We start from the raw sequence: 13,699 nt of genomic DNA, 5'->3' as shown, positions 1-13,699 counted from the left end.
TTTGTAGGAAGTCGGGGAATGGACGAGCTAGAGGCCATCAAGGTCACCTTCTTTCAGGAATGCGAGGAACTGCTCGCCGATCTTGAAGGCGGTCTCCTGGCTATTCAGGACGGCAACGACGATAGCGACACCGTCAACGCCGTGTTCCGCGCCGTGCACTCGATCAAGGGCGGGGCGGGAGCCTTCGGCCTGGAGCCGCTGGTGCGCTTCGCCCACGTGTTCGAGACCCTGCTCGACGCGCTGCGGTCCAACGAGATCCCCGGCACGCCCGACCTGACCGCCCTGCTGCTGCGCGCCTCGGACGTGCTGGCCGACCATGTCAGCTCGGCCCGCGGGCTGGGCGTGGTCGACATGGACGCATCGGCCGCCATGGCCGCCGAGCTGAAGGCCGTCACCGATCCGTCGGCGGCCCCGGCTCCTGCCGCCGCCCCGCTGGTCGCCGCCCCTGTCGCCATCGTCGACGACGAGATGGGCATCACCTTCACCCCCCTCGTCGTCGGCGCCGATGACGACGGGATGGACGACGACGACATGGACTTCGGCTTCCAGCCGATGACCATCAGCCTCGACGCCCAAGCCGCCGACGCCTCGGTGCTGGACAATGTCTGGACGGTGTCGATCCGTCCGAAGTCGGACCTCTACCGCAAGGCCAACGAAACGGCCCTGCTGCTGCGCGAGCTGAGCCGCCTGGGCCCGATCCAGGCGACCCTGGACGACAGCGCCCTGCCGGCCCTGGAATTCCTCGACGCCGAAGCCGCTTATGTGACCTGGAGCGTCCGCCTCGAGACCGAGCAGGGCGAAGAGGCCATCCGCGAAGTCTTCGAATTCGTCGACGGCGACTGCGACCTGGAGATCACCCGTGGCGAGGCCCCGGTGGCCGACGTGCTGGCGACCCTGCTGGACGTGGCCGCCCCCGCTCCCGAACCCGTCTTCGAAGCCGCGCCCGTCGTGATCGAGACCCCCGTCGAAGCGCCGGTCGCCGTCGCTCCGGTGGTCGAGGCCGCGCCGCCGGCTCCCGTGGCCATCTCGGCTCCGCCGCCCGCCGCGCCCCCGGTCGCCGCCAACGCGCCGGCCGCCCCCGTGGCTCAGGGCGCCAAACCGGCCCAGATCGACGTCCCCGGCCCGGGCCAGTCGGTGATCCGCGTCGATCCCGAGCGCATCGACCACCTGATCGACCTGGTCGGCGAGCTGGTCATCAACCAGGCCATGCTGGCGCAACGCGTCGGCGAATACGGCATCGCCCCGTCCTCGAACCTGGCCATGGGCCTGGATGAGCTGGAACAGCTCACCCGGCAGATCCAGGACAGCGTCATGGCCATCCGCGCCCAGCCGGTGAAGTCGGTGTTCCAGCGCATGCCGCGCCTGGTCCGCGAAGTCGCCAACATGACGGGCAAGCAAGCCCGCCTGGTGATGGACGGCGAGAACACCGAGGTCGACAAGACGGTCATCGAGCGTCTGGCCGATCCGATCACCCACATGCTGCGCAACGCCATCGACCACGGGCTGGAAAGTCCCGAGGAGCGCAAGGCGGCCGGCAAGAATCCCGAAGGCGTCGTGCGCCTGGCCGCCCTGCATCGCAGCGGCCGGATCGTCATCGAGGTCCAGGACGACGGCAAGGGCATCAACCGCGAGCGGGTGCTGTCGATCGCCGTCAACAAGGGCCTGATCTCGCCGGACCTGACCCTGACCGACGAAGAGATCGACAACCTGATCTTCCTCCCGGGCTTCTCGACCGCCGACAAGATCTCGGACGTCTCGGGTCGCGGCGTCGGCATGGACGTGGTCAAGCGTTCGGTGCAGGCCCTGGGCGGTCGCATCTCGATCTCCTCGCGTCCCGGCCTGGGCTCGACCTTCACGCTCAGCCTGCCGCTGACCCTGGCCGTCCTGGACGGCATGGTGGTCGACGTGGCCGGCGAGACCCTGGTCATCCCGCTGGCCTGCATCGTCGAAAGCCTTCGCCCGAAGGCCGAGGAAATCCGGCCCCTGGGCCCCACCGGTTCGGTCCTGGCCGTGCGCGACAGCTTCGTGCCGCTGATCGACGTGGGTCTGACCCTGAACTATCGCAGCAAGTCGCCGTCGGCGACCGAGGGCGTGGTGCTGCTGGTCGAAGGTGAAGACGGCTCGCGCGCCGCCCTGGTGGCCGACGCCATCCATGGCCAGCGCCAGGTGGTCATCAAGTCGCTCGAGCAGAACTACCAGCAGGTCGAAGGGGTCGCCGCCGCGACCATCCTGGGCGACGGCCGGGTGGCTCTGATCCTCGACGTCGACGCGGTGATCAACCTGCGCCGCCGCGGCCCGCCGCCTGCCGCCGATCCCACCCTCATCGCCGCGGAATAGCCCGATGACCGAACACCACACCACACCCAGCGCCGAAACCCGCGAACTGATCTCGTTCCGCGTGGGCGAGCAGGAATACTGCGTGGACATCATGGCGGTCCGCGAGATCCGCGGCTGGAGCCCGGCGACCACGCTTCCGCAGTCGCCCAGCTATATGCGCGGCGTGATCAACCTGCGCGGCGCGGTGCTGCCGATCATGGACCTGGCCTGCCGGATCGGCATGCCGACCACCGAGCCGAACGTCCGCAGCGTGTTCATCGTGGTCCAGGCCGGCGACCGCACGGTCGGCCTGCTGGTCGACGCGGTGTCCGACATCCTGTCGATCACCGACGACATGTGCCAGCCGACGCCGGACATCGCCTGCGAGAACGTCCGTCACTTCGTGAAGGGCATCATTTCCATCGAAGGGCGGATGATCAGCGAGATCTCGCTGGACCGCCTGCTCCCCGAGCGCGAGGCCCTGGCCGCCTAAGATGACCACACCCTCAACCTCATTCACGGATCGCCGCGAGGCCCTTGTCGATGGCGAGTTCGCCTTCACGACGGCGGACTTCAAGCGGATCGCGGCCCTGCTGTACGATCAGGCCGGCATCAGCCTGCCCGACAGCAAGGCGACGCTGGTCTATTCACGCCTGGCCAAGCGCCTGCGCACCCTGGGCCTGAAGACCTTCGCCGAATACTGCACGTTCGTCGCCCAGGACGGCAATGTCGACGAGCAGCAGCACATGCTCCGGGCGCTGACGACCAACGTCACGCGCTTCTTCCGCGAGCCGCACCACTTCGACGACCTGCGCGCCAGCATCCTGGAGCCCATGGCCGACAAGGTGCGGGCCGGCGGGCGCCTGCGCCTGTGGTCGGCGGCCTGCTCGTCGGGCCAGGAACCCTATTCGATGGCCTTCACCGTGCTGTCGGTGTGGCCGAACGCCGCCGATCTGGACATCCGGATCCTGGGCACCGACATCGACACCAATGTGCTGGCCACCGGCCGGACGGCTGTCTACGAGGAGACCCTCCTCGAGGGCATCCCCGGCAACATGCGCAGCCAGTATTTCGAGCGCGACGCCAGCGACCGCCGCAGCTTCCGCGTCTGCGAAGCCGCCCGGCAGATGGTGGCGTTCCGCGAGCTGAACCTGAACGGCCCGAGCTGGCCGATGAAGGGTCCGTTCGACGCGATCTTCTGCCGCAACGTGGTGATCTATTTCGACGAGCCCACGCAAGAGCGGGTCTGGCAGCGCTTCGCGCCGCTGGTGTCGCCGGGCGGCAAGCTCTATGTCGGCCACTCCGAACGCGTGGGCGCGTCGGTCACGGCCTTTGAAAGCGCCGGCCTGACCGCCTATCGCAAGGCAGGAGGTCGCTGATGGCCAGGATTCGCGTTCTCGTCGTCGACGACTCCGCCACCATGCGGAGCCTGATCACGGCCGCCCTGACCCGCGATCCCGAGATCGAGGTGGTGGGCGCCGCCGGCGACCCGTTCGAGGCTCGCGGCATGATCAAGGCCCTGAACCCCGACGTCGTCACCCTCGACATCGAGATGCCGAACATGAACGGCATCGAGTTCCTCGAGAAGATCATGCGCCTGCGGCCGATGCCGGTGGTCATGGTCTCCAGCCTGACCCAGGCCGGGGCCGAGATGACCCTGCGCGCGCTGGAGCTGGGCGCGGTCGACTGCGTGGGCAAGCCCACCAACGCGACCGGCACCGCCGAGGCCCTCGCGGAAGTGGCCGACAAGGTCAAGGCCGCCGCCCGCGCTTCCGTGCGGACCAAGGCCGACGCCGGACCGGTGACCGCCCGCCGCCTGAACTACGTCCCTTCGGGCGATATCGTGGCGATCGGCTCGTCGACCGGCGGGGTGGAAGCCCTGCTGTCGATCCTGACCCAGTTCCCCGAGACCTGCCCGCCGACGGTGATCACCCAGCACATGCCGGCCACCTTCACCGCCAGCTTCGCCGCTCGCCTCGACCGGGCCAGCGGGGCCAAGGTGCAGGAAGCCGCCGACGGCGCCCTGCTGGAGCCGGGCAAGGTCTATGTCGCCCCGGGCGGCGCGACCCACCTGGAAGTCGTTCGCTCGGCCGGGCTGCGCTGCCGCCTGGTCCAGGGCGACCCCGTCAGCGGCCACCGGCCTTCGGTCGACGTGCTCTTCAATTCGGTGGCCCAGGCCGTCGGAGACAAGGCCGTCGGCGCCATCCTGACCGGCATGGGCCGTGACGGCGCGCAGGGCCTTCTGGCCATGCGCAAGGCCGGCGCCAGGACGGTCGGCCAGGACGAGCAGAGTTGCGTCGTCTACGGCATGCCTCGTACGGCTTTTGAACTCGGCGCGGTGGAGAAGCAGGTCACCCTGTCCTCCATGGGCCAAACCATTCTCGATCTGGCCTCCGCGAGGCGATGAACCCATGCCCCAAGCAAGCACCATTTCCGTTCTCGTCGTCGATGACCAGCTGACCATGCGGGCGTTGATCCGCAACGCCTTGCAGCAGATCGGTTTCAAGGACATCCGCGAGGCCCCCGACGGCGAGGAGGCTCTCAAGAATCTCCTGGCCAAGCCGGCCAACCTGGTCATCTCGGACTTCAACATGCCGAAGATGGACGGGCTGGCCCTGCTGCGCGCGGTGCGCTCGCACCCGCCGATCCGCCAGACGGCCTTCGTCATGCTGACCGGCCGGGCCGACCGCGAGCTGGTCCAGCGCGCGGTGCAGTTCGGCGTCAACAACTACTGCGTCAAGCCGTTCACCGTTCAGGGCCTGAAGGAAAAGATCGAACAGGTCTTTGGCCAGCTGACATGATCAATCGAGATCCCCACCCAGACGAGATGGGTCCGGCGATCAAGGTTCACGTCACCCAGGGCGAGAGCCACGTGTCGTCGGATCCTCAGGTGGTCATGACCACGGTGCTCGGCTCGTGCATCGCCGCCTGCCTGCGTGATCCGACCACCGGCATCGGCGGCATGAACCACTTCCTGCTGCCCGACACCGGCGGCCGCGCCAACAACGACAACGGCGACGCCGTCCGTTACGGCGCCTACGCCATGGAGCTGCTGATCAACGGCCTGCTGAAGAAGGGCGCCCGGCGCGACCGTCTCGAGGCCAAGATCTTCGGCGGCGGCAAGCTGTTCGACGGCCTTTCGGACGTCGGCGCCAGCAACGCCGCTTTCGCCGAGCGCTTCCTGCGCGACGAAGGCATTCCGATCGTGTCGTCCAGCACGGGCGGCCTGTCGGCCCGTCGCGTCGAGTTCTGGCCGGCGTCCGGCCGGGTTCGCCAGCGCCTGGTCGCCGTCGACAACGCGCCGACCGAAGTCCGGCGTCCCGTCGCCCCCGCCCCCGCCGCCAGCAGCGGCGAACTGGAGCTGTTCTGATCCTATGACCGCCCAGCCGCTTGCCTTGACTGACGCTTACGAAACCCCTGGGCAACTGCCCGTGGGCGAGCTTTCGCGTCGGCTGGCGGTGGAGCTGATGGCGGCGGCGGCGATCTGCCGCGACTGCGAGCACATCGCCGGCGACCTGGCCGGCGGCGGCGCGGCGCTGGAGAACCTGTCGCGCCTGCAGGCCCTGGACGAATTGAGCCAGCGCCTGCACGGCCTGTCGGACGTCCTGGCCCGCATCGGCCAGCACGCTTCCGGGGAATGGAGCATGGCCGTCGAGCCGCTGCTCGAGGGGCTGGGCCTGGCCGACCTGGTGGTGCGTCTTCGCGACGCCGAGAACCATTCGGGCTGGGACGCCAAGGCCGGCGAACTCGACTTCTTCTAGGCCATGCGCGAACCGCTTCACGCCTCGACCCGCATCAATCTCGAAAAGGTCGAGGTGCTGCTCGTCGACGACAGCGTCCCGTCGCTGAACCTGCTGTCTCAGGTGCTGCTCGGCTTCGGGGTCGGGAACCTGACCCGGGCCGACAGCGCCAAGGCCGCCCAGACCCTGCTGCGCGAACGCACCTTCGACCTGGTCATCAGCGCCACCAACATGGCCGGCGTCGACGGCTACGAACTGGTCAAATGGCTGCGCCGCGGCGCCCTGGAGGCCAACCGCTACCTGGCGGTGATCCTGGTCTCGGGCCACACCCCGCCCTCGCAGGTGTTCAAGGGCCGCGACGCCGGCGCCAATTTCACGATCGCCAAGCCGATCACCCCCAAGATCGTGCTGGAGCGCATCCTGTGGGCGGCCAAGGAAGACCGCCAGTTCGTCGAGTGCGAGACCTATCTCGGGCCTGACCGCCGGTTCAAGAACGACGGCCCCCCGGCCGACGCCAAGGGGCGTCGCCGCGAGGATCCCCCGCAAGCGCTCCGTCCGCCGGGCGCCGCGGCGCAGGGTGCGGGCGACCCCGAGAAAGTGAAACCATGACCGCCCGCAAGTTCCGCGCTCCCAACCGCCTGTCGATGCTGGCCCGGGCCAACGGCGGCATGATGGCCAAGGACGCCCTGGCGGCCGCCGACGCGGCGCTGGAGCCGCTGCGCGCCGAATCCCTGGCGGTGCTGGACGCCGCCCTGGCCGAGATCGAGAGCCGGTTCGGCAAGTCGGCGGCGGCCACGCGCGCGGCCGGCGCCTATCAGGACCTCTACACTCTGGCCCTGCGTATCATCGACGTATCGGGCTTCCTGCCGGGCTCCTGCGTCGACCAGGCGGCGATTTCGTTCTGCGCCCTGATCGACAACTGCTCGGAAGCCAAGGCCTGGCGCTGGGACGCCATCGACGTCCACATCAACGCGCTCCGGCTTCTGCGGACGACCGACCTCAGCTCCGACCAGCGACGCGCCGTGATCGACGGGCTCAACAAGGTCAGCCAACGGCGGATCGAAGAGGCCTGAGGATCAATGGCCGTAAACCAAGCTTGGCTTCAATGTGGCCGAAACGACACGATTACGGGCCCGCTACGTTTCGCCACGCTTCAGCCATCTTGTGAATAGCGGTTTCATTTGATACCGCTGACATTGCTACCGGTGTCAGGACAACATCTCACGCAGATGTGACACCGGTGTCAAAAATGACGGCCCCAGGGTCGGTCGCGCAGGAAGGAACGCGCGGACGCACTCTTGGCCGGGCGATGCGAGAGCGTCGTTCAAAAGAAACGTGTCACGGGAGGAGGATACATGTCCCAGGTCTCTAAGCAGCGCGTTCGTGCGCTGAAGCTCGGTGCTTCCAGCAGCGCCCTGCTCATGGCGCTGGCGATGGCCGGAGCCGCCGCCGCACAAGAAACGCCGGCGCCCGCCGCCGAAGACACCGCCGTCGAAGAAGTGGTCGTCACCGGTTTCCGGGCCAGCTTGGCCAACGCCCTTGACGTCAAGCGTCGCGAAAACGACCTCGTCGACGTCATCAAGGCGCAAGACATCGCCGACTTCCCCGACCTGAACCTGGCCGAGTCGCTGCAGCGCGTGCCGGGCGTGTCGATCGACCGTGACGGCGGCGAAGGCCGCACGATCACCGTGCGTGGTCTGAACGCCGACTTCACCGTCGTGCGCCTGAACGGCCTGGAAGCCCTGGCCACCACGGGCGGCAAGGACGGCTCCGGCGGCGCCAACCGCAGCCGCCAATTCGACTTCAGCATCTTCGCCTCGGAACTGTTCAACAGCGTCACCGTGCGCAAGTCGACCTCGGCTTCGAACGAAGAAGGCTCGCTGGGCGCGATCATCGACCTGCAGGCCTCGCGTCCGTTCGACTTCAGCGGCCCGGCCATGAGCATGGGCGCCAAGCTCGGCTGGAACGACCTGTCGCGCAAGAAAGACCCGCGCTTCACCTTCCTGGCCAGCAACCGCTGGGACACCGGCATCGGTGAAATCGGCGCCCTGATCTCGGTGGCCTACGCCGAGCGCAAGACGCTGGAAGAAGGCTCCTCGACCGGCCGTTGGGAAAACCCCAGCGTCGCCAACAACAGCTCCACCTCGTTCCCCTGCACGGCTCCGGCCTACAACCCCGTCAGCGGCCCGGCCCTGACCTGTGGGCAGATCGGCACCGTCGTCGGCGGCACCACCCCGACCACCGCGGCCGCCGCCGGCACCGCCAACAACCTGTGGCACCCGCGGATCCCGCGTTACGGCCGTCTGCAGTACAACCAGAAGCGCCTGGGCATCACCGGTTCGCTGCAATGGCGTCCGACCGAGAACTCGACCCTGACCTTGGACGCCCTGCTGGCCAAGTTCACCAACGACCGCGACGAGACCTATCTGGAGGTCATCTCGTTCAGCCGCAGCGGCCAGGGCCTGCCCCAGACCGACGTGGTCAACTTCACGGCCGACAGCAAGGGCAGCCTGATCAAGGGCACCTTCGACGACGTCGACGCCCGCGTGGAATATCGCCACGACGACCTGACCACCGAGTTCAACCAGTTCACCCTGACCTACGACACCAAGTTCGGTGATCGTGGCCACTTCAGCGCGATCTACGGCCAGTCGCGCTCGATCCAGGACAACCCGGTCCAGACGACCTTCTCGTTCGATCGCTACAACAGCGACAACTACAGCTACGACTATTCGGGCGACGACAAGCTGCCGTCGTTCAACTACGGCTTCGATCCGACCAACCCGGCCAACTTCACCTACAGCAACAGCTCGGCCCAAGGCGATCCGTCGCTGCTGCGCATGCGTCCCAGCAAGGCGGTCAACACCTTCAAGACCTTCCGCGCCGACGTGGACTACGAAGTCGTGGACGGCTGGAAGCTGCGCGCCGGCGCGGCCTGGAAGGAGTTCGGCTTCAACTCGTGGGAAAAGCGCCTCTTCTCGCGCAACCTCGCGGCCACCGGCACCACCTACACCGCCGAAGCGGGCTACGCCCTGCCGGGCGGCGCCACGGTCGCCGACGTCTCGCGCCTGATCACCGGCTTCGGTCGTGGTCTGGACCTGCCGGCCGGCACCCCGACCTCGTGGATCGCCCCCGACCTGGCCAAGCTGCAGTCGGTCTACGGCTACAACTGCGACTGCATCAACAACTACGGCGACTTCCGCCTCAGCGTCCTGAACCAGCTGGGCGCCTGGCGCGAAATCACCGAGAAGGACAACGCCTTCTACCTGCAGGCCGACTTCGACCAGGACCTGTTCAACATCCCCGTGCGCGGCAACTTCGGCGTCCGCTACGTGAAGACCGAACAGAGCGCCCTGGGCCACTACAACAAGGGCAGCACGGCTCCGGTGCCGGTCACCCTCGGCAATGGCACGGTCATCAACGAAACCGTGCCGGTCGACGCGATCCAGACCACCGAGCGCGAATACACCAACACCCTGCCGTCGCTGAACGTCTCGGCGCAGCCGTTCGAGAACTTCTTCATCCGCTTCTCGGCCGCCAAGACGATGACCCGTCCGCAGCTGCAGAACCTGACGCCGGGCTACACCGCCATCAGCCAGCAGAACCAGACGCTGACGCGCGGCAACCCCGAACTGAACCCGATGCTGTCGAACAACCTGGACCTCAGCTTCGAATGGTATCCGGACAAGGAAACCCTGCTGTCGGCGGGCTTCTTCCAGAAGGACATCAAGTCCTACATCCAGACCTCGGCCACCGTCATGCCGTGGTCGGAAACCGAGCTGCCCGACAGCCTGCTGTCGAACGGCAACACGGCTGACACGCCGTTCACGGTCACTACCCAGATCAACACCCCCGGCGGCAAGCTGAAGGGTTACGAGCTGAGCATCCAGCGTCCGTTCACGTTCCTGCCGGCGCCGTTCGACAAGTTCGGCGGCATCCTGAACTACACCCACGTCAAGAGCGACATCCAGTACGTGATCCGCAACCCGACGTTCGGTGGAACCCCGCGGGTGCAGACCGCGCCGGCCGTGCTGTTGACCCAGCCGCTGGTGAACCTTTCGCCCAACGCCTACAACGCCACGCTCTACTACGAGAATGGTCCGTTCAAGGCTCGCGTCTCGGCGTCGTATCGCGACGAGTACCTGATCCAGGTCGCCCCGGCGGCCACGAACAACAACGACGTCCGGATCAAGGAAAAGACCACGAACGTCGACACGCAGATCAGCTACGAGTTCGGCAAGTTCACGGTCTCCTTTGAAGGTATCAACCTCACCGACCAAGCCGACAGCAAGCTGGACGACTCGGTGCGCCGGATCTCGGAAGAGTACGTGCACTTCGGTCGCCAGTACTATCTGGGCGTGAAGTACAAGTTCTAGGTCGAATTTCCTCCCCGAAACGACCAAAGGGCGCTGGTGAAAACCAGCGCCCTTCTTTTTTGTGGGTTTCTCTAGATCCGCTCATCCCGGCATTCGCCGGGATGAGCGGATTTTCTAAACGTCCGAGACGCCGTCGATCCAGGTCCGGCGGACCTGAAGGTCGTCGTCCAGCAGCACCAGGTCGGCGGCCTGTCCGGCCCGGATCGCGCCGCGCTCGCCCGCCAGGCCCATGAAGGCGGCGGGGGTGGCCGAGGCGATCGAGACCGCGTCCTCGATCGACAGGCCCAGCATCGACATGGCGTTGCGCACCGCGCCGATCATGTCGAGGTCCGAGCCCGCCAGGGTGCCGTTGTCGTCGACGCAGACCCCGTCGACCACCCGGATGTGGCGGCCCTGCAGGTCGAAACTCTTGTCGATCATGCCCACGGTCGGCATGGCGTCGGTCACCAGCATGAAGCGGTTCAGCGGACGCGTGCGCAGGGCGATGCGCAGCACGACCGGATCCACGTGGCGGCCGTCGACGATGATCCCGCACCAGGCGGTGATGCTCTCCAGGGCCGCGCCGACCACGCCCGGCTCGCGGCTGGTCAGCGGCGACATGGCGTTGAACAGGTGGGTGAAGCCGGTCAGGCCGGCGTCCAGCGCCTTGCGCACCGTGCCGTAGGCGGCGTTGGTGTGGCCCGCGGCGACCGTCACGCCGGCGGCCGTCAGACGACGGACCATCTCGGGCGTGGTGGTCTCCGGCGCCAGGGTCACCAGGGTCTTGCCGCGTTTGAGCGAACTGAGCAGGGCCACGGCCTCGTCGTCGAGGATTCGGAACTTGCTGGAATCGTGGATGCCCTTGCGCTTCACATTGAGGAACGGGCCCTCGATATGGACGCCCAGCACGCCGGGCACCCCTGCCTCGATCGCCTGTTCGGTCGCCCGCATGGCCGCGTCGACCACGGCCAGGTCGTCGCTGATCAGGGTCGGCAGGAAGCCGGTGGTGCCGTAGGGGCGGTGGGCCGCGCCGATGGCGGCGATCGCCTCGACCGTGGTCTGGTCGTTGAACAGCACCCCGCCGCCGCCATTGACCTGGGTGTCGATGAAGCCCGGGACCAGCAGGCCGCCGTCTAGGTCGTGACGCTGAGCGCCGCCAAACGCGCCTGGGGGCGTGTCAGCGCTGTCGATGACGCCGTCGATCCGCCCGTCGCGGATCGCCACGGCCTTGCCGTCGACGATCCCTTCGGGCGTCAGGATGCGGCCATTAACGAGTACGGACTGCATCAGACGGTTTCTGTGACCTTGTTGAGGTGCGGCGGGCTGTCGGGATCGTAGCCGCGGGCCACCGACAGCGCATTGGCCATTCGATAGAAGCTCTGGATCATCAGGATCGGCTCGATCACGGGATGGGCGGCGAGCGCCGGCAGGACTCCGGCGCCTGTTTCACCGGCGCCGGCCAGCAGCACGTCGCCGCCTCGCTCGGTCACGCCCTTGGCCATGGCGTCGACGCTGTCGCGGCTCTCGTCGTTCTGGGCGAACACCAGCACCGGGAAGCCCGCCTTCACCAGGGCCATCGGGCCGTGCAGCACCTCGGCGGCGCTGAAGGCCTCGGCGTGGAGGCCGCAGGTCTCCTTGAACTTGAGCGCCGCCTCCTGGGCGACGCCGAAGCCGACGCCGCGTCCCAGGACATAGAGGTTGCGGGCCAGCTTCAGGCGCTCGACGGCCGGGGTCCAGTCCAGGGTCCAGGCTTCGGCCAGGAGGGCGGGGAGGGTGGTCAGGGCGGCGGCCAGATCGTCGTCCTGGGTCCAGGCGGCGACCAGCTGGACGATGGCGGCCAGGGCGGCGATGTAGGACTTGGTGGCCGCCACGCTCAGCTCGGGGCCGGCGTGCAGCGGCAGCACCTCGTCGGCCAGGGCGGCCAGGGGCGAGGTGGTGTCGTTGACCAGGGCGATGACGAAAGCGCCGGCGGTCTTGGCGGCCTGGACGGCGGCCAGCAGGTCGGGGCTCTTGCCCGACTGCGAAATGGCCAGATAGAGCACGTCGCCCAAGTCTTGCTGGGCGGCGTAGACCGAGCTGACCGACAGGGCGGCCGACGAGGTCAGCACGCCGGTGCGGGTCTCGAACAGATACTTGGCGAAGGTGGCGGCGTGGTCGCTGCTGCCGCGCGCGCAGGTGACCACGGCGCGGGGCGGGTTGGCGCGCAGGCGCTCGGCGATCCTGGCGGCGCGGGCGGCGTTGGCGCCCAGCTGGGCGGCGACGGCTTGCGAGGCCTGGCCGGCCTCGAGGAACATGCGGGTCGATTCCGCCGTCAGCCGCGCCGGCCCGTTTGAAGGCGAGGCGGGGGGTGCGGGTCGGGTCAAGACGTTGGCCTCCAAGACGGACGTTCCCTCTACATAAGCTCGCCGGGGCGGACCCCGTTCAGTGCGTGCGCCCTAGGCCCCCTCTGGAGAGGCCTCAGGACAAGGCGTTCAGTTCGGCGACGAAGTCGTAGGCGTCGCCGCGATAGTAGGACTGGGTGACCTCGACCGCCCGGCCGTCGGGCAGGAAGCTCCGGCGCTCGATCAGCAGGCCGGCGTCCTTGACGGGCACGCCCAGAAGCTCGGCCTGCTCGGCGGTGAACAGCACCGCGCGCAGCCGCTGCAGGGCGCGGGCGGGGCGGTGGCCGGTGGCTTCCAGCGCCTCGTAGAGGGAGACGCCCACCACCTCGGCCGAGGGCAGGGCGAAACCGGCGATCGTGGAGTACTCCAGGGCCATCGGCGCGCCGTCGGCGTAGCGGATGCGGGCGAAACGGAAGACGGGCGTGCCGGGCGACAAGCCCAGGGTCAGCGACTCCTCCGGCGTGACCGAGCCGTCGGCCTTGCTGATCCACTCGCTGCGCGGCGTGCGCCCGCGCGAGATCATGTCCTCGGTGAACGACGACAGTTTGGAGAAGCTCTTCTCGACCCGGGCGGCGACGAAGGTGCCCGCGCCCTGGCGGCGCGTCAGCAGGCCTTCGCTGACCAGCCCGTCCAGGGCCTTGCGCACGGTGATGCGCGAGATGCTGAACTCTTCGGCCATGTCCCGTTCGGCCGGCAGGGCGTCGTCGGGCGCGAGGATCTTCTTCTGGATGGCTTCGCGGAGCGCGCGCTGCAGCTGCTTGTAGAGCGGCGCGTGATCCTGGCCGTGGCCGTCCAGGCCTCCGATCCGTTCGGAAAACATCGTCAATTTCGCACCCCCGCGCAAAACCGCGCCATCGCTTGGCTTCGGAAATAGCATATGACCATTTTCATACCAATAAGAACATGG

Annotated in this window: 13 protein-coding genes; 10 read left to right on the top strand and 3 right to left on the bottom strand. The window is 67.8% G+C overall.

Annotation, left to right across the window (positions count from 1 at the left end; all coding sequences use genetic code 11):
- Positions 1–18 precede the first annotated feature (18 nt).
- From AC1DYP_RS17270 to AC1DYP_RS17225, 10 genes are all read left to right on the top strand, one after another.
- Positions 19–2,337 carry a chemotaxis protein CheA gene (locus tag AC1DYP_RS17270; protein WP_477047357.1) on the top strand — a complete coding sequence of 773 codons (2,319 nt, stop codon included), beginning with the start codon at positions 19–21 and terminating at the stop codon, positions 2,335–2,337.
- Between the two features lie 4 nt (positions 2,338–2,341).
- On the top strand, positions 2,342–2,809 hold the full coding sequence (locus AC1DYP_RS17265) for a chemotaxis protein CheW (RefSeq protein ID WP_477032449.1): 468 nt from the start codon (positions 2,342–2,344) through the stop codon (positions 2,807–2,809).
- Position 2,810: 1 nt separating this feature from the next.
- Complete coding sequence (locus AC1DYP_RS17260; protein WP_477032450.1) at positions 2,811–3,695, top strand: CheR family methyltransferase; 885 nt, start codon at positions 2,811–2,813, stop codon at positions 3,693–3,695.
- Positions 3,695–4,723, top strand: a complete 1,029-nt coding sequence (locus AC1DYP_RS17255) for a protein-glutamate methylesterase/protein-glutamine glutaminase (RefSeq protein ID WP_477032451.1) — start codon at positions 3,695–3,697, stop codon at positions 4,721–4,723. The genes AC1DYP_RS17260 and AC1DYP_RS17255 overlap by 1 nt, the downstream gene beginning before the upstream one ends.
- A gap of 4 nt (positions 4,724–4,727) precedes the next feature.
- Complete coding sequence (locus AC1DYP_RS17250; protein ID WP_010918325.1) at positions 4,728–5,117, top strand: response regulator; 390 nt, start codon at positions 4,728–4,730, stop codon at positions 5,115–5,117.
- Positions 5,114–5,686, top strand: coding sequence for a chemotaxis protein CheD (locus AC1DYP_RS17245; protein ID WP_477032452.1), 573 nt, complete (start codon positions 5,114–5,116; stop codon positions 5,684–5,686). Before AC1DYP_RS17250 ends, AC1DYP_RS17245 begins: the two co-directional genes overlap by 4 nt.
- 4 nt (positions 5,687–5,690) lie before the next feature.
- Entirely contained in the window at positions 5,691–6,077 is a 387-nt protein-coding gene (locus tag AC1DYP_RS17240) for a chemotaxis protein CheU (protein ID WP_477032453.1), read from the top strand.
- 3 nt (positions 6,078–6,080) lie between these two features.
- Positions 6,081–6,665, top strand: coding sequence for a response regulator (locus AC1DYP_RS17235; protein WP_477047356.1), 585 nt, complete (start codon positions 6,081–6,083; stop codon positions 6,663–6,665).
- Positions 6,662–7,129 carry a chemotaxis protein CheE gene (locus tag AC1DYP_RS17230; protein WP_477047355.1) on the top strand — a complete coding sequence of 156 codons (468 nt, stop codon included), beginning with the start codon at positions 6,662–6,664 and terminating at the stop codon, positions 7,127–7,129. Before AC1DYP_RS17235 ends, AC1DYP_RS17230 begins: the two co-directional genes overlap by 4 nt.
- Positions 7,130–7,411: 282 nt before the next feature.
- Entirely contained in the window at positions 7,412–10,432 is a 3,021-nt protein-coding gene (locus AC1DYP_RS17225; RefSeq protein ID WP_477047354.1) for a TonB-dependent receptor, read from the top strand.
- A 114-nt stretch (positions 10,433–10,546) separates the two neighbouring features.
- Here the strand turns inward: AC1DYP_RS17225 and nagA are convergent, their stop codons facing one another.
- The 3 genes from nagA to AC1DYP_RS17210 form a co-directional block, all read right to left on the bottom strand.
- Positions 10,547–11,698: an N-acetylglucosamine-6-phosphate deacetylase gene (gene nagA, locus AC1DYP_RS17220; protein ID WP_477047353.1), complete on the bottom strand. Its 1,152-nt coding sequence runs from the start codon at positions 11,696–11,698 to the stop codon at positions 10,547–10,549.
- Positions 11,698–12,789, bottom strand: coding sequence for an SIS domain-containing protein (locus AC1DYP_RS17215; RefSeq protein WP_477047352.1), 1,092 nt, complete (start codon positions 12,787–12,789; stop codon positions 11,698–11,700). Before AC1DYP_RS17215 ends, nagA begins: the two co-directional genes overlap by 1 nt.
- A gap of 79 nt (positions 12,790–12,868) precedes the next feature.
- Positions 12,869–13,612, bottom strand: coding sequence for a GntR family transcriptional regulator (locus tag AC1DYP_RS17210; RefSeq protein WP_477047351.1), 744 nt, complete (start codon positions 13,610–13,612; stop codon positions 12,869–12,871).
- Positions 13,613–13,699 lie beyond the last annotated feature (87 nt).

It is taken from the genome of Caulobacter sp. P1_D6 (assembly GCF_056406095.1).
The sequence above is the reverse complement of the archived record's forward strand: the minus strand, read 5'-3'. Positions and strand labels throughout refer to the sequence as shown.

Bases quoted from the DNA above. Each gene is read 5' to 3' on its own strand.
- AC1DYP_RS17270 (WP_477047357.1), top strand. From the start codon at position 19: ATGGACGAGCTAGAGGCCATCAAGGTCACCTTCTTTCAGGAATGCGAG.
- AC1DYP_RS17265 (WP_477032449.1), top strand. From the start codon at position 2,342: ATGACCGAACACCACACCACACCCAGCGCCGAAACCCGCGAACTGATC.
- AC1DYP_RS17260 (WP_477032450.1), top strand. From the start codon at position 2,811: ATGACCACACCCTCAACCTCATTCACGGATCGCCGCGAGGCCCTTGTC.
- AC1DYP_RS17255 (WP_477032451.1), top strand. From the start codon at position 3,695: ATGGCCAGGATTCGCGTTCTCGTCGTCGACGACTCCGCCACCATGCGG.
- AC1DYP_RS17250 (WP_010918325.1), top strand. From the start codon at position 4,728: ATGCCCCAAGCAAGCACCATTTCCGTTCTCGTCGTCGATGACCAGCTG.
- AC1DYP_RS17245 (WP_477032452.1), top strand. From the start codon at position 5,114: ATGATCAATCGAGATCCCCACCCAGACGAGATGGGTCCGGCGATCAAG.
- AC1DYP_RS17240 (WP_477032453.1), top strand. From the start codon at position 5,691: ATGACCGCCCAGCCGCTTGCCTTGACTGACGCTTACGAAACCCCTGGG.
- AC1DYP_RS17235 (WP_477047356.1), top strand. From the start codon at position 6,081: ATGCGCGAACCGCTTCACGCCTCGACCCGCATCAATCTCGAAAAGGTC.
- AC1DYP_RS17230 (WP_477047355.1), top strand. From the start codon at position 6,662: ATGACCGCCCGCAAGTTCCGCGCTCCCAACCGCCTGTCGATGCTGGCC.
- AC1DYP_RS17225 (WP_477047354.1), top strand. From the start codon at position 7,412: ATGTCCCAGGTCTCTAAGCAGCGCGTTCGTGCGCTGAAGCTCGGTGCT.
- nagA (WP_477047353.1), bottom strand. From the start codon at position 11,698: ATGCAGTCCGTACTCGTTAATGGCCGCATCCTGACGCCCGAAGGGATC.
- AC1DYP_RS17210 (WP_477047351.1), bottom strand. From the start codon at position 13,612: ATGTTTTCCGAACGGATCGGAGGCCTGGACGGCCACGGCCAGGATCAC.